Source organism: Perlucidibaca sp., assembly GCF_057084925.1.
Window position 1 is genome coordinate 94,155 of record NZ_JBXMRC010000027.1, and the last position, 18,287, is coordinate 112,441.

General features: G+C 56.1%; 19 protein-coding genes and 1 pseudogene. 13 read left to right on the top strand and 7 right to left on the bottom strand.

Features of this window, described 5'->3' with window-relative positions:
* The first annotated feature begins 12 nt into the window (after window positions 1-12).
* On the top strand, window positions 13-327 hold the full coding sequence (locus tag AC14IB_RS08260; RefSeq protein ID WP_484231580.1) for an NGG1p interacting factor NIF3: 315 nt from the start codon (window positions 13-15) through the stop codon (window positions 325-327).
* Window positions 328-429: 102 nt separating this feature from the next.
* Entirely contained in the window at window positions 430-1,455 is a 1,026-nt protein-coding gene (locus AC14IB_RS08265) for an AraC family transcriptional regulator (protein WP_484231437.1), read from the top strand.
* Here AC14IB_RS08265 and AC14IB_RS08270 read toward each other — a convergent pair.
* The gene (locus AC14IB_RS08270; RefSeq protein ID WP_484231438.1) at window positions 1,452-1,946 is read right to left on the bottom strand and encodes an Mpo1 family 2-hydroxy fatty acid dioxygenase; all 495 of its coding nucleotides are present in this window, start codon (window positions 1,944-1,946) and stop codon (window positions 1,452-1,454) included. The genes AC14IB_RS08265 and AC14IB_RS08270 overlap by 4 nt on opposite strands.
* Window positions 1,947-2,029: 83 nt before the next feature.
* Window positions 2,030-2,737 carry a Crp/Fnr family transcriptional regulator gene (locus AC14IB_RS08275; protein ID WP_484231439.1) on the bottom strand — a complete coding sequence of 236 codons (708 nt, stop codon included), beginning with the start codon at window positions 2,735-2,737 and terminating at the stop codon, window positions 2,030-2,032.
* 77 nt (window positions 2,738-2,814) lie between these two features.
* On the opposite strand from AC14IB_RS08275, the gene AC14IB_RS08280 reads away from it, so the two are divergent.
* Window positions 2,815-4,539, top strand: a complete 1,725-nt coding sequence (locus AC14IB_RS08280; protein ID WP_484231440.1) for a neutral/alkaline non-lysosomal ceramidase N-terminal domain-containing protein — start codon at window positions 2,815-2,817, stop codon at window positions 4,537-4,539.
* A 14-nt stretch (window positions 4,540-4,553) separates the two neighbouring features.
* Here the strand turns inward: AC14IB_RS08280 and AC14IB_RS08285 are convergent, their stop codons facing one another.
* From AC14IB_RS08285 to AC14IB_RS08295, 3 genes are all read right to left on the bottom strand, one after another.
* Entirely contained in the window at window positions 4,554-5,759 is a 1,206-nt protein-coding gene (locus AC14IB_RS08285) for an acyl-CoA dehydrogenase family protein (protein WP_068860193.1), read from the bottom strand.
* A gap of 31 nt (window positions 5,760-5,790) precedes the next feature.
* On the bottom strand, window positions 5,791-7,098 hold the full coding sequence (locus AC14IB_RS08290) for an acyl-CoA dehydrogenase family protein (protein WP_484231441.1): 1,308 nt from the start codon (window positions 7,096-7,098) through the stop codon (window positions 5,791-5,793).
* 118 nt (window positions 7,099-7,216) lie between these two features.
* Window positions 7,217-7,753 carry an NUDIX hydrolase gene (locus tag AC14IB_RS08295; RefSeq protein ID WP_484231442.1) on the bottom strand — a complete coding sequence of 179 codons (537 nt, stop codon included), beginning with the start codon at window positions 7,751-7,753 and terminating at the stop codon, window positions 7,217-7,219.
* A 58-nt stretch (window positions 7,754-7,811) separates the two neighbouring features.
* Here AC14IB_RS08295 and AC14IB_RS08300 point away from each other — a divergent pair, with 58 nt between their 5' ends.
* The 4 genes from AC14IB_RS08300 to purT all read left to right on the top strand — a co-directional run bounded on the left by AC14IB_RS08300 (window position 7,812) and on the right by purT (window position 10,478).
* Window positions 7,812-8,426 carry a CoA pyrophosphatase gene (locus tag AC14IB_RS08300; RefSeq protein ID WP_068860187.1) on the top strand — a complete coding sequence of 205 codons (615 nt, stop codon included), beginning with the start codon at window positions 7,812-7,814 and terminating at the stop codon, window positions 8,424-8,426.
* A gap of 26 nt (window positions 8,427-8,452) precedes the next feature.
* Complete coding sequence (locus AC14IB_RS08305) at window positions 8,453-8,974, top strand: gamma carbonic anhydrase family protein (protein WP_484231443.1); 522 nt, start codon at window positions 8,453-8,455, stop codon at window positions 8,972-8,974.
* Between the two features lie 83 nt (window positions 8,975-9,057).
* Window positions 9,058-9,267: a DUF1289 domain-containing protein gene (locus AC14IB_RS08310; protein ID WP_484231444.1), complete on the top strand. Its 210-nt coding sequence runs from the start codon at window positions 9,058-9,060 to the stop codon at window positions 9,265-9,267.
* The gene (gene purT / locus AC14IB_RS08315) at window positions 9,264-10,478 is read left to right on the top strand and encodes a formate-dependent phosphoribosylglycinamide formyltransferase (RefSeq protein WP_484231445.1); all 1,215 of its coding nucleotides are present in this window, start codon (window positions 9,264-9,266) and stop codon (window positions 10,476-10,478) included. The genes AC14IB_RS08310 and purT overlap by 4 nt, the downstream gene beginning before the upstream one ends.
* Here purT and AC14IB_RS08320 read toward each other — a convergent pair.
* Entirely contained in the window at window positions 10,468-11,337 is an 870-nt protein-coding gene (locus AC14IB_RS08320) for a transporter associated domain-containing protein (protein WP_484231446.1), read from the bottom strand. The two genes, purT and AC14IB_RS08320, sit on opposite strands and share 11 nt — an antisense overlap.
* 16 nt (window positions 11,338-11,353) lie before the next feature.
* A complete protein-coding gene (locus AC14IB_RS08325) occupies window positions 11,354-12,166 on the bottom strand; it encodes a cytochrome C assembly family protein (protein ID WP_484231447.1) in 813 nt (270 codons plus the stop codon).
* 133 nt (window positions 12,167-12,299) lie between these two features.
* Between AC14IB_RS08325 and ffh the strand changes: the two are divergent.
* The 6 genes and pseudogenes from ffh to AC14IB_RS08355 form a co-directional block, all read left to right on the top strand.
* Window positions 12,300-13,667, top strand: a pseudogene (gene ffh / locus AC14IB_RS08330) (signal recognition particle protein); the annotation flags it as partial.
* Between the two features lie 138 nt (window positions 13,668-13,805).
* Window positions 13,806-15,128, top strand: a complete 1,323-nt coding sequence (locus AC14IB_RS08335) for an FAD-binding protein (RefSeq protein WP_484231448.1) — start codon at window positions 13,806-13,808, stop codon at window positions 15,126-15,128.
* Window positions 15,128-15,862: an SDR family oxidoreductase gene (locus tag AC14IB_RS08340; RefSeq protein WP_068860171.1), complete on the top strand. Its 735-nt coding sequence runs from the start codon at window positions 15,128-15,130 to the stop codon at window positions 15,860-15,862. Before AC14IB_RS08335 ends, AC14IB_RS08340 begins: the two co-directional genes overlap by 1 nt.
* A complete protein-coding gene (locus AC14IB_RS08345) occupies window positions 15,859-16,467 on the top strand; it encodes an HAD-IB family hydrolase (RefSeq protein ID WP_484231449.1) in 609 nt (202 codons plus the stop codon). The genes AC14IB_RS08340 and AC14IB_RS08345 overlap by 4 nt, the downstream gene beginning before the upstream one ends.
* A gap of 22 nt (window positions 16,468-16,489) precedes the next feature.
* Window positions 16,490-17,344, top strand: a complete 855-nt coding sequence (locus AC14IB_RS08350; RefSeq protein ID WP_484231450.1) for a decaprenyl-phosphate phosphoribosyltransferase — start codon at window positions 16,490-16,492, stop codon at window positions 17,342-17,344.
* Entirely contained in the window at window positions 17,344-18,285 is a 942-nt protein-coding gene (locus tag AC14IB_RS08355; protein WP_484231451.1) for a lysylphosphatidylglycerol synthase transmembrane domain-containing protein, read from the top strand. Before AC14IB_RS08350 ends, AC14IB_RS08355 begins: the two co-directional genes overlap by 1 nt.
* Window positions 18,286-18,287: the final 2 nt, after the last annotated feature.

Consider the following 18,287-nt stretch of genomic DNA (forward strand, 5'->3'; position numbering starts at 1 on the left):
GTGACGGCTGACCTGCTCAAGCTCACGGTCTATGTGCCGGCCAGCCACCTCGATGCGGTAAAGGATGCCCTCTTTGCCGCCGGGGCCGGGCAGGTCGGCGACTATGACCGTTGTTCCTGGCAGGTGTTGGGAGAAGGCCAGTTTCGCGCTTTGGCCGGTGCTCAGCCCTTTGTGGGCGCTGTCGGTGTGCAAGAGTCGGTGGCGGAATACCGAGTTGAGATGGTCTTGGATCGCAGTGTGCTTACCGAGGTGGTGGCCGCATTAAAAGCGGCGCACCCCTATGAAACGCCCGCATTTGATGTGATGGCGCTCATCAATACCGATTAAGTCTTTTTATTGTTGCCTTTCAGGTTGCTCGAATGCCGGCTTTCACGGTAAAAAGAGCCAACTGCTAGTCATACCTTTCAGCAGACCAAGGATATTTCTCGTATGACTGAGCGCACCGATGCGCCCATTCTCCTCCGTCTCGCCTATCAAGCCATGCTCAAGGCTGGCTTGCCCGTGGATGCCATTCTGTTGCAAGCGCGTGTTTCCCCAGCGTGGTTGGATGTGGAGTCGCCGGAGCGCACGCCGTTTGCGGGTCAGGCGAGGTTCTGGAGAGCTCTAGAGGAAATATCGGGTGATCCGCATATCGGGCTGCACTTAGGTGAAAACCTGCCGGTCTATCGTGGCCAAGTGCTGGAATATTTAATTTCATCCAGCCCGACCTTTGGTGAAGGCTTGCAGCGCGCTTTGGCCTATCAGCGCTTACTCAGCGACGCGATAACCTCGCGTCTGGTCTTAGACGGCGAGCATTGCTATCTCGCCGATATTGCCGATGCCACCGAGATGCGGCATTTTGCTGAAGCCCTAGTGATGGGTGTGATCCGCTTTTTCGGGTCGCTAACCGATGGTCACTTTAAGCCATTGGCGGTTCATTTCACCCATGTTGAAGGCGCTCCGCCCGAGGAGTACTTGCGTGTGTACGGTTGCCCCGTGACCTTGGGCTGTCGTGAAAATCGCGTCTACTTTAATCCGTCGGTATTGCAGCATCAGGTTTGGCATGCAGAGCCTAGTCTGCTGCGCCTGCATGAAAAAATGGCAAATGAAAAGCTCGCTGAGCTGGCACGACTCGATCTGGTCGGTGCGGTTAAACGCGCGATTGGTGAAACCTTGGAATCAGGTAACACAACACTGGAGGCGGTGGCCCAGCGTATCGGCATGCCGGCACGTCGCTTGCGTACCGAGCTGGAAGAGGCGGGTACTAGCTTTAATCATGTGCTTGCAGACTATCGCTCGCGTCTCGCCCGCCGCCTGTTGGCTCGCACGGACGAGAGCATTGAGCAGATCGTTTACCTCACCGGTTTTGCTGAACCAAGCACGTTTTACCGTGCCTTTAAACGCTGGACCAACGAAACGCCCATCGAGTACCGCAGGCGCAAGCGGGAAGAGCAGGCAGGACTTGAGTCCGCTTAGGGCTGCTGGTCTTGCAGCATGGCGTCGCGCAGTTCGCGACGCAGGCCAAGCAGGAACAAGACTTCTGCCGTGACAAACAGCGGGCCTATCGCTAAACCACTCATGTCATCCACAAAGGCCGGTTTACGCCCTTCAAAGTAATGGCCGATAAACTGAATAATCCAGCCCACCACGAAGCTACCGACACTGATCAAGAGCCATTCTTGTGTCGGCAGTGCCGCAATATGCGTGCCGATGACTACGCTGCCTGTCATCAACGCTGCCATGATCAAGCCCAGTCCGATATCTAAACGCAGGTAGAACACGATGCTGGCGGCGGCTAAGACCATGGCAGCGGATAGTGTGACGCCGTTGACCGTTAGCGAGAGTTTGGCGAGTAGGGCCGCGACGGAAATCACAATAATGGGGATGCCAATGATGTGGCTGATGACGTTGCGCGGATTGCGATGGTAGCTGGCGTATTGCGCGAGATGTTGCACTAAGGTCTTCATGGCCGTCTCTAAGGCTGAGGGTGTCTCAGCAGTATTGAGGATGATGTGTGTATTGACTGTCGGTTAGCCGACACAAACGCACATTAGAGATTCGCAAAGTTTTGCAGCTGCGCCAGATCAAGAATTTCGATGCCACCCCGGCCCAGACGCACCACGCCATTACTTTCAAGCTGGCGCAGTAGCTGATTCACGGTCTGTCGTGATAGCGCCAACATTTGCCCGAGCTGCTCCTGTGGCACACGGATCTCACGCTTGCTAATGCCCTCCAGCTCGCCATAGCCCCGCGCCATCATGAGTAATCGTCGAGCCAGACGGCTCGCAGGTGGCTGTAGCGATAGCTCCTCTAGCGCCAAAAAGGCGAGGCGAATTTTGTGGCTCAATAGCAGGCCGAGCGCATGCCAGAGCAGAGGATGCTGAGCCAGCAGGGTGTTCAGCGTTGCCGCTGGGATGTGCAGCAGCGTAGTCGGCTCGTCGGCCCATGCATCGTGCGTACGGGTCAGCTCATCGAAGGCGGCAATTTCACCAAACCAACTGGGCGCCTCAATGATGGCCAGAATGGCTTCTTTGCCATCGCGCGTACTGCCGGTGAGTTTGATAGACCCGTCTGCTACGCAATAGAGACCATCAGCGGCATCGCCTCGTGCGAATAAGCGCTGGCCGACGGTGAGCTGACGCAGAGTGAGGTTTGCCAGCAAAAGATCTTGCAGTGCGGGCGTCAGACTGAGAAACCACTGCCCAGCGCGCACGCGCTCGAGGTACTTGGCGGGATAATCTGCGGCGGCCGAGGTCATAGCATCTTACGTCTGGAGGCAATCAATGGCACAGTCTGCCCACCGTTAGCTAACAATAACAAGTACAAGGGGCGGAAATGTATCAGGCAGGCTGGGGTAGGCAGGAAATCGGCATCAGTCCGCGCGGCTATGCGATGCACGGTTTTGGTCAGCCGGGCCATCGTGCTCACGGGCAAGAGACTCCTCTGTATGCGCGATCGTTAGTCCTAAAAGATGCCGAGGGCCAGGCTGCGATTTTCTGTTGCCTGGATCTGGGCTATGTGACTCAGGCGATGCGCGCCGGTGCCGTCGAACGCCTACAGCAGCGCCTCGGTGAACAGTTTAACGAAGCAGGTTTTGTTTTGACCTGCACCCACACGCATTCCGGCCCGGGCGGATGCAGCCATGATGTGCTCTACAACTTAGTCACGCCCGGTTTTGTGCCTGAACACCTAGAAGCGGTGATTGTGGCCACGGTGGATTCGGTGGTTGAGGCTTGGCAGAGTGCCGCGCCGACCGAACTGAGTCTGGCCTCAGCGCGCTTTGATGAGGCGGTGCCAGTCGCTTGGAATCGCTCGCTAAACGCGTGGAATCGTAACCCTGACGTGCCGCGCTATCGCGAAGGCGAAAACCATAAGGCGCTAGAGCGGCAAATGCAGGTGCTGCGGCTTAGCCGTGCAGGGCAGGTGCAATCCTTGCTTTCGCTGTTTGGTGTGCATGCCACGTGTCTCAGCAATTCGCTGGATCGTCATGATGGTGACAACAAAGGCTATGCCGCAGCCCAAGCGGAGCAGCAGCTGATGGCGTCCGGAGCGAGCGGTGCGGTGGCGATTTTTGCTCAGGGCACGGCGGGAGATGTGTCACCGCACTATCACGGCCCGCAAGCATTGAAGCGACGCCAGCAGCTGACGGGTCGCGCAGAGTATGTTTATGCCGCCGAGAATGGGCGTCATCAAAGTCAGTTGGCGTTGTCGATAGTGGCGGCTCCCGATCAACAGCAGATTATCGGTGCGATTGATAGCGTACTGACCTATGTCGATTTTTCATCGGTGCATGCAGATCCGGCCATGGCCAATGGGGAGACGCAAGCATGGACTAGCGATCCCTGCCATGGCGTCTCGTTTTTTGCCGGCACGCCTGTTGATGGCTTAGGTGTCGCGCCGCCGCTGGCCGCCGTCATGCGTGTCGGTGCTCGCATGCTGCGCCGCTGGCGGATGAGTCCTCTGTCACGACTGTCGCCGTCTGAGCGTCAGTACTACCAACACCTGTATGCCGTGCAGGGCCCTAAAGATATTCTCATGGAGTCGGGTCGTAAGCAGGCGCTGGGACTGCCACTCACGCAGTTGAGTTTGCCTGATGCAGTGGATCCGTTGGTGGCTGAACTTAAGCGCCAAGCGCTGATCGGCGCAGTCAACGAGAGTGCCTTAGTGCCGACCGTATTGCCGCTGCAAATCATCATTCTGGGCCAGTTGGCCTTGGTTTGCTGTCCTGGTGAATTTACCACGACGGCAGGGCGTCGCTTACTGGACACGGTGATGAAGCGACTAGCGCCGCGTGGCATTGAGCAGGTGCTGATTTGCACCTATTGCAATGACTACATGGGCTATGTCACCACGAACGAGGAGTACCAGGAGCAGGCCTACGAAGGCGGCCACACCATTTTTGGGCAATGGACGCTAGCCGCCTTTCAGACCCGATTTGCCTTATTGACCGATCAGCTTTGTAAGCCTGAAGCAGCGCGAGAGCATGACCGTGTAACGCGTCCCGCACCTGCTCCGGCCAGTGAGCTGGCCCTGCGTAGCAACTTATCACCGCGTTGCTAGCAGGACCGAAGGGCTTACTTCAACTCAGCGGAGCTTTTGCCCAACACGCGACGAGCAATAATGAGCTGCTGAATTTGTTGCGTGCCTTCGAAGATGTCGAGAATCTTGGAATCGCGCGACCACTTCTCCAGCAACTCATCTTCGCCATAGCCTAAAGAGGCCGCCAGTTCTACGCATTTCAGCGTGACTTCGTTGGCAACACGGCCTGCTTTAGCTTTGCAGATGGAAGCCTCTTTTGAGTTCGGTCGCTTGTTGTCGGCCATCCACGCGGCTTTCAAGGTAAGCAAGCGAGCCGCTTCCCATTCCGCTTCCAAACGATACAGCGTGGCCTCTGCATGGGAGGCATTGAGCGGTAGGGTGCCGTAATTGGCATCAATATGACCGGCCAGTAATTCTTTCAAACGTTCGATGGAGGCTGCGGCAACACCCACCGCCATGGCTGCAACGAGGGGGCGCGTGTTGTCGAAGGTCTCCATGACACCAGCGAAACCTTTCTTCAAATCGATCTCTGGCGAACCCAGCAGGTTGGCGGCGGGTACGCGACAGTTAGTGAAGAGAATGGCGGCGGTATCGGAGGCTTTAATGCCTAGCTTGTGCTCCAAGCGTGTGATTTCCATGCCTGGTGTGCCGTGCTCCACCACAAACGATTTGATGGCCGCTTTACCAAGCGACTTATCCAGAGTCGCCCACACCACGACACATTCAGCACGGGCGCCGGCGGTGACATAGATTTTTTCACCGTTAAGAATGTAGTCATCGCCATCTTTCACCGCCGTCGTACGGATGGCAGCAGAGTCAGAGCCGCAGCTGGGCTCAGTGATGGCCATGGCTGCCCATTTGCCTTTAAATCGGGCTAATTGCTCGTCGTTGGCAACGGCGCCAATCGCCGCATTGCCTAAGCCTTGGCGTGGAATCGACAGCAGCAAACCGACATCGCCGCGACACAGTTCCATTGCGCCCAGCGCGGCCGATAAATTGCCGCTATTACGCACACCGGTATCACCATCGCTGCTAGGGCGTTTACTGGCACTGGTTGCGCCTGTTGCTTCCGACGAGCCTTCGTTCATGCCATCCAATAGTGATGCCAGCATGTCTAATTCTTTTGGATAGGCATGCTCTGCCTTGTCATATTTGCGTGAGATCGGACGATAAAAATTGTCGGCGACCTGTTTTGCCTGCTCAACGAGCATGGCGAATTTCTTTGGATTTTCGAGATTCATTCTAATGACTCCAATGCGTGATCAGGGCTGGTTACAGGTGCAAGCCGCCGTGCTGAATAGCAACAGCACGCAGGTCGCGGTACCAACGCTCTACCGGATGTTCTTTGGTGAAACCATGACCGCCGAGTAACTGCACGCCATTGGTACCGATTTGCATAGCTTTTTCGGCACAGAGCAAACGAGCCAAGTAGGCTTCACGATGGAAGGGTTTTCCGGCTTCGGCGAGCGCCGCCGCGCGCCAGGTCATGATGCGCATAGCATCCACTTCAATAGCCATGTCGGCCACGATGAAAGCGACACCCTGACGATGTGAGATGGGTTCACCAAACGCTTCGCGCTCATTGACATAAGGCACGACGTAATCGAGAACGGCCTGCGCTGTACCGGTCGCAATCGCGCACCAGGCTAAGTAGCCCAAATCCAAAAACTCTTGGTAATCGAAGTCACCGTCGCCGAGCAATGCAGAGTCATCGACTTCCACATGGTCGAGACGTAACTTGACCGTTTCAGCAGCTTTCAGGCCCATAGCCTGATCTTCATTAAAGCTCAAGCCGGGTGTGCCACCGGTCACAATAAATACTTTCGGCTTACCGTTCAGTTCTGCCGCAATCAGCAGCAACTCTGCAGAAGCACCTGCAATGACTAAAGACTTTTCGCCGTTCAGCACATAGCCATTGGCTACGCGCTCTGCCTTGGTGGCGAGCTGCTGAGGATTGAACAGAACGACGGCTTCGTTGACCGCAATGGCAGCCACAGGCGGTTGCTCACCCGCAAAAGCAGGGAGGTATTGGGCTTGTTGTGCCGCAGTACCCCAACGGGTGAGCGCATTGGCAACACCAATCGGAGCGAGTAAGGCACTGGCTAAGCTGAAGTCGCCGTGGCCGAGGTCTTCGGCGGCCAACATTTGCGTCACGATGGCGGACTCGCTAGCGATGCCCCCCAGTGCTTCTGGAACGGCGTAATAAGCTAAGCCGAGCTCCATAGCCTGCGCTCTGAGCTCAGCCGGAAAAGCGACATGGTGATCGGCATCGTGAGCCGCGGGACGCAGTGCTTCGCTGGCAAAGCGCTGCAGCGTTTCCCGCATCATGAGTTGTTCGTCACTCAAGCTAAGGTCAAACAATCCACTGCTTGTTGTGCCAGGGAGACGTTGCTTTCCGGAAGTGGATTTTGCAGGCCCAAAGGCGCGGGCTGCGGCTCCGGCTAATTGGAAGCCGGCCTTGCTGCCTCGATAGAGGATTTTTTCTACGGGTTTACGAAGTTTGAGTTGATCAGCCAAGTCGGACTGAGCAAAACGGCTGAGAGCCGCAATACCTACACCCTGCAATTTTCCTATTTTCATGATGACTCCTAACGATACAGACGGACTGAGAAGTCCGAGGTCGGTAGGCATCATGCACAGAAATTAGGGCGTCGCGTTGACTCTCGTGACTAAACGTTCAGTCATTTTGACCGCTGGGTCAGCTGCGTGGGCGAAGGTCTTCGACATGAATCGGAAATGCACCCGTTAAGCGATCGCGAAAATAATGCTGCAGCGTCTTTTTCACCGATGGGAAGGCGAGGTCATCCCAAGGAATTTCGCTTTCATTAAACAGGCGGCACTCCAGTGACTCGCTGCCGACACCGTACTGGCCGCCCACCAACAGGCCGCGATGCAACATATAGACCTGACTGATGTAAGGAATATTGAAGATGGTGTAGAGCTGCAGGTCGGTGACATTGGCCTCGGCTTCCTCAAACGTCTCACGAGCTCCGCCTTCGGCGACCGTCTCACCGTTCTCCATGAAGCCAGCGGGCAGCGTCCAATAGCCGTAGCGCGGCTCAATGGCTCGGCGGCAAAGCAAAACCTGATCGCCCCAAATCGGTAGGCAACCGGCAATAATCTTTGGATTTTGATAGTGCACGGTGTGGCAACTCGGACAAATCGCTCGCTCGCGGCTGTCGCCATCCGGAATACGATGCTCAACGGCGTGACCACAGTGACTGCAAAAATTCATACGCAGGCTCCCAACTGATGCCGTGCAGTATACATGGCGCTCTGTGTATCATCGCAGGATGACTCAGCATTCACAGATCACGACACTAAGACAAAACCTCGCCGATCAAGCGGTACCCTTAGATGGTGCCGACGCGGCGGTGCTTATTGCCATTTTTACCGGTAGCGGCGAGCCTGAAGTACTGCTCACGCGGCGGCCGACGCACATGACCTCGCATGCTGGCGAAGTCGCTTTTCCCGGCGGCAAGCGCGATGCCAGTGATGCTTCGCTGACCGATACGGCACTGCGCGAAAGTGAGGAAGAGGTCGCCTTGCCGCGGGCTTGCGTAGAAATTCTGGGTGCGCTCAAGCCGGCTCGTGCGAAAAGTGGCATCAAAGTGTTGCCGGTAGTGGGCTGGGTGCGCGATGAGCCCGCGTTGATTGGCAATCCCGACGAAGTTGAAAGTCTATTTCGTGTGCCGCTGCGGTTTTTCTTTGAGCAAAAGCCGGCGCGAGACCATCGCATCAATTTTCGAGGTATCGATTTGGTGGTGCCGTGCTTCCGCTATGACGGTTACATCATCTGGGGTCTGACGGCCTATATGCTGGTCGAGTTTATGCGTCAGGGATTTGACCATGCCATTGACTACCCTTGGCCACCGATCCTGCCCGGGGTATTGGTGCCACAAAAGTAATCGGTTTTATGGGTGAGGATGCGTATATGAAGTATCAGTTGGGTGATCGGCGGGTAGAGGCTAAAGGCGCACATTGGATCGCGGATAATGCGACGGTCGTGGGCTCGGTGGTGCTGGAAGAAAATGCCAGTGTTTGGTTCAACGCCGTTGTACGGGGGGATTGTGACCTCATCACCCTCGGTGAAAATAGCAATGTGCAGGACGGCGCAGTGCTGCATACCGACTACGGTTTTCCGCTGACCATCGGCGCCAATGTCACTATTGGGCATCAGGCGATGCTGCATGGTTGCAAGGTGGGCGAGGGCTCATTAATTGGCATCCAAGCCGTGATTTTAAACGGAGCTAAAATCGGCAAAGGCTGCATTATTGGTGCGCAGGCGTTAATTCCAGAAGGTAAAGAAATTCCGGATTACTCGCTGGTGGTGGGCTCCCCTGGGAAAGTTGTGCGTCAGTTGGATGAAGCCCAACGTCAAATGTTATTGCTCAGTGCGCAGCATTATGTGGAAAACGCCAAGCGCTTTCAGCGCGAGTTAAGCGTTCAGGAATAACGGTTGGCTGAACGAGCTTCGTCTACTGGTGTTATTTTCAACACTTGCTAGGGTACGTTTTTGTTTACACCTAGAGCGCATTCATGTCTCCGCAACCGTCACTATCGCCTTGCATTGGCTTGTGTAAATTAAATGCCGACGATATTTGCCTCGGTTGTGCGCGCAGCATAGCCGAGATTCGCAGTTGGGGCTTGTTGAGTCGCACGCAGCAACGCAAAATCCTCACTCGCATACAACTGCAACGCCGCCAACAGGCTGCGCCTCATTCTCTGCAACCGGAGCAGCCATCATGACGCTTCCCCTTTTGGGCACCCCGTTGGGTACCCCGTTTTCCGCCACAGCTACGCGCGTTATGTTACTGGGCTCAGGAGAGTTGGGTCGCGAAGTCATTTTGGAGTTGAAGCGATTGGGCTGTGAGGTGATTGCAGTGGACCGCTATGCGAATGCGCCGGGCATGCAGGTGGCGGATCGCAGTCATGTGATCTCCATGCTCGATGGCGCCGCATTACGACGTGTGATTGAGCTGGAAAAGCCCGCGTTGATCGTGCCTGAAATTGAAGCCATCGCCACCGATGAGCTGGTCAAATTAGAGTCCGAAGGCTGGCGAGTGATTCCAACAGCGCGTGCAGCACAGCTCACCATGAATCGCGAAGGCATTCGTCGCTTAGCGGCAGAAACGCTAGGCTTGGCCACGTCACCATTTATTTTTGCCGATAACTTTGACGCGTTTAGTGCCGGTATTGCACAGGTGGGCATGCCCTGTGTGGTCAAGCCCATCATGTCGTCTTCGGGCAAAGGCCAGAGCGTGGTGCGCACAGCCGCCGACATTCAATATGCCTGGGATTATGCTCAGGAGGGTGGGCGTGCCGGAGCTGGCCGCGTCATCGTGGAAGGCTTTATTGATTTCGACTATGAAATTACCTTGCTGACGGTGCGCCACAGTGATGGTCAGGGCGGTACCACGACGTCGTTCTGCGACCCTATTGGGCATTTGCAAGTCGCCGGTGATTACCGCGAATCCTGGCAGCCCCAACCCATGTCTGCGCAAGCCTTGGCGGCTGCGCAAGACATGGCAGCAAAAGTGACAGCGGCTTTGGGCGGGCATGGCTTGTTTGGCGTGGAGTTGTTTGTGAAGGGTGATCAGGTCTGGTTTAGCGAAGTGTCGCCGCGTCCGCATGACACCGGACTGGTCACGCTGATGTCGCAAAATCTGTCTGAATTTGCCCTGCATGCTCGCGCGATTTTAGATTTGCCGATTCCGGTCATTCGTCAGCAGGGCGCAACGGCATCTTGCGTATTGCTAGTGGAAGGGCATTCGCGTGAGATGACCTTTGGCAATTTGGCGCAGGCCTTGTCGGCGCCCGATACCGATCTGAAGTTGTTTGGTAAGCCTGAAGTCGCCGGTCAGCGCCGCTTGGGTGTGGCGCTGGCGAAAGGGGCGGACATTGAAGCCGCCCGTGCTGCAGCACGCCAAGTGATCGCCCAGATTCACGTCACGGTCTAAATTTCAACACGCGGGCAGACTTAATCAGATGCCCGCGTAGCTGCAACACCTCGAGCTGGTAGTCGCTGATTCGTAAGCCAACGGGCGCTTCTGGAATGGTCTCTAGCTGTTCAAGCAAAAGACCGTTCAGGGTGCGTGGACCCTCCGTCGGTAAGTTCCAGCCCAGCGTGCGATTGATCGTGCGCAGGCTGGCCGTGCCGTCGATGAGGCAACTGCCATCTTTCTGCGGGGTGATGTCGGGGTGTTTGTCGGCCGCACGCGTGGTGAACTCGCCCACCAGCTCTTCCAGAATCGACTCTAGGGTGATGATGCCTTGTACATCCCCGTACTCATCCACCACTAAGCCCAAGCGCCGCTTCAGTTTCTGAAACTCCAGCAACTGTGCGGGTAATGGCGTGCGTTCGGGCAGAAAATAGGGCGCGCGGCAGTACTGCAAAATATCCGCCTTATTAAACCCGCTGCGACCAAGAAAGCGCGTTGCATTGCGCACGTGCAGTATGCCCGCCGTGTGGTTTAAGTCGCCACGATACACTGGCAGACGGGTGTGCTGGGTGGTGCGAAGGGTCTGCAGAATGGTGTCGAGGTCGTCGTCTAAATCAATGCCGGATACGGCTTGGCGTGGAATCATGATGTCGTTGACGGTGCAGCGATCCAACTCTAATAAGCCCAGTAATAAGCGCCGGTGCAAGTCGGGCAGCAGCAGCTGGCCGATGAGTCGAACGACCCAGAGACGAATCGCAGGGCGACGATTCAGGCGACCTGCAATGCGCGAGGCTAAATGCGAGAGCCAGCGTGGATTGCGCTTAAGTAGCCAAAGCAGCAGGGCGAGCGCCGTTAATAAAACGATCAACATGGACATGATTAAGGGGCCCTATTTAAGGGGCACTGGGGTTTAACAAGAGTTCGATAACCGCTTGCGAACCCACAAAGCCAATTAATAAGAGAGCAAAGCCCGCTAACGTAAACTTCACGGCGGTGCGGCCGCGCCAGCCTCGCCAAAAACGGCCAGCCAGTAAGCCCGCAAAGACAGCCCACGCCATCAGCGACAGGACAGTTTTGTGAGCTACATGCTGGGCAAAGAGATTGTTTAACTCAAAAAATCCGGTGCCGATGGCAAGTGTTAACAGCACCATGCCAATACCGATAAGCTCAAACAGCATGTTTTCCATGGTCTGTAAGGACGGCAAGGCCATCAAAATGCCGCGACGATGACGCCGCAGTGCCCGGTCTTGAGCGAACACCAAAAGCGCCTGAAGCGCGGCAATGCTGAGCACGCTATAGGCCAGCAACGAGAGCAAAATATGCCCCTGCATCATGGCAGTGAATGCCGTGCTATGCGCATTCGGTTCATGGCCTAGGACTCCTAGACCCAACTCGATGGCGGCTAACGGCATAGCAATAAGAAAAATACCTTGCACTGGCCGGTAGACATTCACGAGTAAAGCCAGCAGGGCGAGCAACCAGCCATGAAGTACGGCGATGGTGGCGAGGCCAAAAAACAGCCCGCCCGGTTGAATCAGTACTTCGTGCATGACGATGCCATGCAGCAGTAACGCTGTGCTGAGCAGGCCAATTAGCGGTCCGCGCTCAGGGCTTTGTTGGCGAGCAATAGCGCGTGCAACATAGGCACTGGCGCTGAGATAAAGCAGCGTGGCAATTAAGGCAAGGCTGGTGGGTAACACATCCATGACAGCAGGTCGTCGGGTGATCTGAAGAAACAACAGTTTGGCACAAGCGCGCGGCCGTGCGCTAGGCAACGAGCCTGTCTATAATCAATCCCATGTTGCCGGCCGGTCCGGCGTTGGTGGAACTTCTAATCTCATGTTCGATAATTTAACCGAGCGCCTCAGTAGCAGTCTGCGCGCCATTAGCGGCAGCGCTCGACTCAACGAAGACAACATTAAAGATACCTTGCGCGAAGTGCGCATGGCTTTGCTGGAAGCAGATGTTGCGCTGCCCGTCGTAAAAGATTTTATTGAGCGCATTAAGGTATCGGCACTGGGTCAGGAAGTTTTGACGCAGCTACAGCCGGGCCAAGCCTTTGTCAAAATTGTTCATGAAGAGCTGGTGCGCACGCTGGGCGAGGCGAATGAAGGCCTGAATTTGTCCACGTTGCCACCGGCGGTCATTCTGATGGCTGGTCTGCAGGGTGCGGGTAAGACCACCACGGTAGGCAAGCTCGCTCGATACTTAAAGCAGCAAAAGAAGTCGGTGTTGGTGGCATCCGCCGACATCTATCGTCCGGCTGCCATTAAGCAGCTGGAAACCTTGGCCAACGACATCGGCGTGGGCTTCTTCCCATCCGATCTGAGTCAGGACCCGGTGGCGATTGCCCGTGCAGCGATTGCCGAGGGCAAGCTCAAGTTTGCCGATGTGGTGATTATCGATACCGCTGGCCGTCTCGCCATCGACGAAGAAATGATGGCTGAGATTCAGCGCCTGCACGCGGCGATCAACCCGATTGAAACGCTGTTCGTGGTTGATGCCATGACCGGCCAAGATGCCGCCAATACCGCAAAAGCCTTCAATGATGCGTTGCCGCTGACCGGCGTGGTGCTGGCCAAAGCCGACGGTGATGCCCGTGGCGGCGCGGCGTTGTCGGTGCGAGCCATTACCGGCAAGCCCATCAAGTTCATCGGTGTCGGCGAAAAGACGGATGCGCTGGAGCTATTCCATCCGGATCGTATCGCTCAGCGTATTCTCGGCATGGGCGACGTGCTGTCGCTGGTCGAGGAGGTCGAGCGTAAGATCGACAAAGACAAGGCCGAGAAACTGGCCAAAAAGTTGCAAAAGGGCAAGGGTTTCGACCTGCAAGACATGCTCGAACAGTTTCAGCAAATGCGTAATCTCGGCGGCATGGCGGGTCTCATGGATAAGCTGCCGGGCATGAATGCGGCGGCCGTCCAGCAGGCAATGGCCGGCGGTGCTCCGGAAAAGCAAATGAAGCGCATGGAGGCCATCATTCAATCCATGACGCCAGCAGAGCGCAGCAAGCCAGAGCTGATTAATGGCTCGCGTAAGCGCCGAATTGCAAATGGCTCGGGCACGCAAATTCAGGACGTGAATCGCGTGCTGAAGCAGCATGAACAAATGGCGAAGATGATGAAAAAATTCGCCAACCCCAGCGGCATGATGAAAATGATGAAGGGTCTGGCGGGTAAGTTGCCGCCTGGCATGATGGATGGCATGCCAGGCATTGGCACCCCCGGCGGCGGAGTCGGTGGCGGCATGGGGAGTGCAAAAGGTGGATTGCCCGGTTTGGGCGGCCCGGGCTTTCCCGGCGGTCTGGGGGGCATGTTGCCGCCCGGCTTCAAGAAGCGCTAATACATGACAATAAATACCGTAAAACAAAGCTTGTCGGGCTGGGGCCGATACCCTCAGGTGGCTGCGCAAGTGGCCCGACCAGATCGTTACGTCGAGCTGGTTGGTCTAGCCCAGCAGGCGGCAATTGCGCGAGGTCATGGGCGAGCCTATGGCGATGCTGCGATCAGCGCCTCCGGTACTACGGTGCTCATGACACGTCTGAATCGATTCCTTGCCTTTGATGCCGAGAGCGGTTTGCTGACCGCCGAGGCCGGTGTGAGCTTGGATGAGATTTTACAAGTGGTTATGGCGCAGGGCTGGTTTTTGCCGGTCACTCCGGGCACGCGCTACGTCACCCTAGGCGGTGCGGTCGCAGCGGATGTGCATGGCAAGAACCATCATCATGTGGGTAGCTTCAGTGCCTTTGTTCGAGAAATCGAATTGTTTACGCCGCAGGGCGCTTTGCGCTGTTCTGCCGATCTTTATCCGTCCGTGTTTTGGGCCACGGTGGGTGGCATGGGCATGACGGGCATCATTGGCGAGGTGACGCTGCAACTGAAGCGCATTCCCTCAGCAGAGATGCAAGTACAGCATCGACCGGCGGCGAACTTAGCGGAAGCCTTTGCGCTGATGGAGTCGGCAGAGCTGGACGACGAGTACACGGTGGCTTGGATTGATTGCCTGGCATCCGGTAAAAACCTCGGCCGATCGGTGTTCATGCGCGGCCATCATGCCGAAGGCGCACTGTCGAGTGGTCCAAAAGCAGCCAAGCTTAAGATGCCTTTTGACCTGCCGGGCTTCGCCCTGAGTCGCCATACTGTAAAAGCCTTTAACGCCTTCTATTACCGATGGGAGGGTCGCAAACAACAGGCATTCCGCTGTGATTTGGCACCTTTCTTCTACCCATTGGACGGTATCCAGCAGTGGAATCGTCTGTACGGTAAAAAGGGCTTCGTGCAGTACCAATTTGTATTGCCACCGGAAACAGCGGCCAAGGGCTTAGAGGCTGTGCTGACGCGTCTGAGCTTATCGGGTAATGCCAGCTTCCTCGCCGTGCTTAAGCGTTTTGGCGCGGCTGGCTCAGGTCTGCTGTCTTTCCCCATGCCCGGTTACACCCTCGCGTTAGATCTGCCCCTGCGACACGACACCTTGGCCTTGCTCGATACACTAGACGCTGTGGTGCTGGATCATGGTGGTCGAGTCTATTTGGCTAAAGATGCACGATTGGCGGCTTCTTCACTGCCGGGTATGTATCCGCAACTCGATGCGTGGCGCGAACTGCGCAACCAACTCGATCCTGAAGGTTTGTTTGTTTCGGCACTGGGCCGTCGTTTGGAGATGTGCTGATGACCCAGATTCTGATTGTCGGTGCGACCTCCGCGATGGCGCGTGGCTGTGCCTTTGCATGGGCTGCACAAGGGCAGCGGGTGCTCTTGGCCGGGCGTGATGATGCTGAGCTCGCACGCCTGGCTCAGGATATCCGCGTGCGCTTTAACACCGCCGCGCAAGTGGTGGCCTTAGACCTAGATGAGACGACGCCGCGTGAAAGTTGGCTGGCCGAGCTACAAGAAACCTATGGTCAAATTGATGGCCTACTGTGCGCGGCGGGATGGATGCCCGATAACGAAACCATGCGCCATGGCGCGCCTGCCTTGCAGGTGATTCAGCGTAATTTCACCGGCCCCGTAGCCTTAATTAATGCCTTCGCTGATGTCTGCGAACAACGCAAACACGGTTTTATTGTGGGCATCAGCTCCGTTGCTGGCGATCGTGGTCGTCAAAGCAACTATCTGTATGGCGCCGCCAAAGGGGGATTCGCGATTTATCTGGCGGGCCTGCGTAATCGCTTATTTGCCTCTGGTGTTAGCGTGCTCACGGTGAAGCCTGGCTTCGTTGATACCCGCATGACATTTGGCTTGCCGGGTCTTTTTCTCGTGGCGGACCCGTTTTGGGTCGGTCAGCAAATTGTTGCCGCTAGCGATAAGGGGCGGGATGAGGTCTATATCCCAGGTTTCTGGCGTTTGATTTTGCTGATTATTCGCCACGTGCCCGAGGTGGTGTTTAAGAGACTCAAGTTATGACGGTGTTGGTCAAGCATCCGGTTGTGGCAGCGTTTGATTTTGATGGCACCCTCACGTACGGCGAGTCGTTTTTTCGATTTCTTGCGTTTGTCACACCGTGGCCAAAATTTGTCTGGGCGTTCCTGAAGTGCCTGCCCACGTTGCTCTGCTATGTGTTGCGCTTGCAAGACAATGAGTCCGCCAAAATCCGCGTGCTACAGGTCTATCTCCAGGGGCGCCGTGTAAATGAAGTGGAGGCCCTAGCCGAGCGCTTCGCTCGGGAAAAAATCCCAGCGACCTTGCGGCCCCAAGGCATTGCCAAATTGCATGGCCATTTAAAGCAAGGGCATTGCTGTGTATTGGTGAGCGCGACACTAGGGCTGTATTTAAGGCCCTGGGCGCGAGACGCAGGGTTTGAGACGGTTTTAGCCACTGAATTGGCTGTGGATGCATTGGGGCGCTATACCGGCCAGTTGGCGACGCCCAACTGCTACGGGCCAGAAAAGGCACGCCGACTGCTGACGCACTTTAATCAGCCACGCATTATTGCCGCCTATGGTGATAGCGCGGGGGATACCGACATGCTGGCACTGGCCGAGCAACCCCACTTTAAGCCGTGGCGCTAAGTTTTATATCAGGATGATGACTATGTTGAAGCTCATGCGCCCGCATCAGTGGGTCAAAAATGGCTTCCTGTTCATGGGTTTGATCTTTGGCCATGGCTGGAGCGAGCCCTCGTTGGTGCAGGCAGTTTTGTTGGCATTCGCCGCCTTCTGCTTGGCGTCCAGCACCGTCTACGTGCTCAATGATTTACATGATGTTGCTGAAGATAGGCTGCATCCCACGAAGCGCTTTCGTCCGATTGCCTCAGGTGCGGTGAGCGAGCAGCAGGCGCGCGTGTTGGGTATTGTGCTGGCAGCAGCTTCATTGCTGCTGGCGTGGACAGCGAATCCGCCCGTAGCGGGCTATGTCCTGGCGTATCTGTTGCTGAACGTGGCCTATACCCTGCGCTGGAAGCAGATTGTCTTGCTCGATATTTTCTGTATTTCAGCAGGCTTTATGCTGCGTATTCTCGCCGGAACCGATGGTGTAGATATTCCCCCTTCAAATTGGCTGCTGTTCTGTGGCCTCTGGGCAACCCTCTTTCTGGGCTTTATTAAGCGCCGAGCCGAATTATTGGAAATGCGCGGACACGGCGCTGACCATCGTAAAGTCTTGGGGGACTACAGCGCTGAGCTACTCGATAAGCTGATTGGCATTACCTGTACGGGCATGATTCTCAGCTACAGCCTCTACACCATGGATGTGGATGTGCGTCGAATTCACGATACCGATGATTTGTTGTTTACGGTGCCGTTTGTGATTTACGCCTGCTTCCGGTATCTCTTTCTGCTGCATCAAGAGACCGGAGGTGGCGATCCTTCGCGTGACCTCTTGAATGATCGCCACATTCTCGTCACCGGCGGCCTATGGTTTTTAGTCACGCTGTACATGGTGGCCTAATGACTCTTTCATCGACTCAGCAACGCCTGCTCTGGTGGTCTATTGGCTTAAGCGCCTTGGCTTATTTGGGGTTTGCGTTGTGGTCTGGCTGGCGGGAAGTGCTACTGGCTTTTCAGCAGATTGGTCTTTGGCCCATGCTGGCGGCGTTAGCCTTATCGTTGCTGAATTATGTGCTCCGAGCGGAGCGCTGGCATTTATACTTGGAGCGCGATCATCACCCGATTTCGCGGATGACCAATCTGCGCATCTATTTTGCGGGGTTCTCGCTGACAACCACCCCAGGCAAAGCCGGGGAGTTGATTCGCAGTCTCTTTCTTAAGCCCTATGGCGTTCAGTACCACCATTCGGCCGCCATGTTTTTTAGTGAGCGCCTCGCCGACTTAGTCGCGATTGTGGCGCTGACCGCGATTGGTTTTACGCATCTGCCTGGCGGTATCGCTTACTTTGCCGTACTGGTTGCGTTGTTAATGGCGGGATTGCTCGTGTTGCGTACACCGCTGCCCGAGCAATTACTGCGCCGGCTTGCGCATTGGCGGCAGGACTCGCCCGGTTTGATCTGGCTGTCCGATGTGGCGGCTAGCAGTCGACCCTTCTGGCGCGGACGATTGTTATGGCAGGCGCAGGGCCTGACCCTGATCGCGTGGCTGGGGGAAGGGGTAGGCGCGTACTTGATTTTGCACAGCCTGCAACCGGATATTTCATTGAGCTTCGCGCTCTTTGTGTACGGCTTTGCTATGTTAGTGGGCGCGTTAAGCTTCTTGCCGGGCGGCCTTGGGGGCACTGAAGCCACCATGACGGGCTTGTTGGTGCTGCAGGGCATGCCCTTGCCTCAGGCCATTGCCGCTACGGTGATTATCCGCTTAGCGACTTTATGGTTCGCCGTCTTACTGGGTGTGATTTCGGTGATGGCACTGCCCACTCATTCGGCCTCAGAGGTTTAGGC

Excerpts from the sequence above, each read along its gene's own strand:
- AC14IB_RS08265 (WP_484231437.1), top strand. The coding sequence starts at position 430 with ATGACTGAGCGCACCGATGCGCCCATTCTCCTCCGTCTCGCCTATCAA.
- AC14IB_RS08270 (WP_484231438.1), bottom strand. The coding sequence starts at position 1,946 with ATGAAGACCTTAGTGCAACATCTCGCGCAATACGCCAGCTACCATCGC.
- AC14IB_RS08275 (WP_484231439.1), bottom strand. The coding sequence starts at position 2,737 with ATGACCTCGGCCGCCGCAGATTATCCCGCCAAGTACCTCGAGCGCGTG.
- AC14IB_RS08280 (WP_484231440.1), top strand. The coding sequence starts at position 2,815 with ATGTATCAGGCAGGCTGGGGTAGGCAGGAAATCGGCATCAGTCCGCGC.
- AC14IB_RS08285 (WP_068860193.1), bottom strand. The coding sequence starts at position 5,759 with ATGAATCTCGAAAATCCAAAGAAATTCGCCATGCTCGTTGAGCAGGCA.
- AC14IB_RS08290 (WP_484231441.1), bottom strand. The coding sequence starts at position 7,098 with ATGAAAATAGGAAAATTGCAGGGTGTAGGTATTGCGGCTCTCAGCCGT.
- AC14IB_RS08295 (WP_484231442.1), bottom strand. The coding sequence starts at position 7,753 with ATGAATTTTTGCAGTCACTGTGGTCACGCCGTTGAGCATCGTATTCCG.
- AC14IB_RS08300 (WP_068860187.1), top strand. The coding sequence starts at position 7,812 with ATGACTCAGCATTCACAGATCACGACACTAAGACAAAACCTCGCCGAT.
- AC14IB_RS08305 (WP_484231443.1), top strand. The coding sequence starts at position 8,453 with ATGAAGTATCAGTTGGGTGATCGGCGGGTAGAGGCTAAAGGCGCACAT.
- AC14IB_RS08310 (WP_484231444.1), top strand. The coding sequence starts at position 9,058 with ATGTCTCCGCAACCGTCACTATCGCCTTGCATTGGCTTGTGTAAATTA.
- purT (WP_484231445.1), top strand. The coding sequence starts at position 9,264 with ATGACGCTTCCCCTTTTGGGCACCCCGTTGGGTACCCCGTTTTCCGCC.
- AC14IB_RS08320 (WP_484231446.1), bottom strand. The coding sequence starts at position 11,337 with ATGTCCATGTTGATCGTTTTATTAACGGCGCTCGCCCTGCTGCTTTGG.
- AC14IB_RS08325 (WP_484231447.1), bottom strand. The coding sequence starts at position 12,166 with ATGGATGTGTTACCCACCAGCCTTGCCTTAATTGCCACGCTGCTTTAT.
- AC14IB_RS08335 (WP_484231448.1), top strand. The coding sequence starts at position 13,806 with ATGACAATAAATACCGTAAAACAAAGCTTGTCGGGCTGGGGCCGATAC.
- AC14IB_RS08340 (WP_068860171.1), top strand. The coding sequence starts at position 15,128 with ATGACCCAGATTCTGATTGTCGGTGCGACCTCCGCGATGGCGCGTGGC.
- AC14IB_RS08345 (WP_484231449.1), top strand. The coding sequence starts at position 15,859 with ATGACGGTGTTGGTCAAGCATCCGGTTGTGGCAGCGTTTGATTTTGAT.
- AC14IB_RS08350 (WP_484231450.1), top strand. The coding sequence starts at position 16,490 with ATGTTGAAGCTCATGCGCCCGCATCAGTGGGTCAAAAATGGCTTCCTG.
- AC14IB_RS08355 (WP_484231451.1), top strand. The coding sequence starts at position 17,344 with ATGACTCTTTCATCGACTCAGCAACGCCTGCTCTGGTGGTCTATTGGC.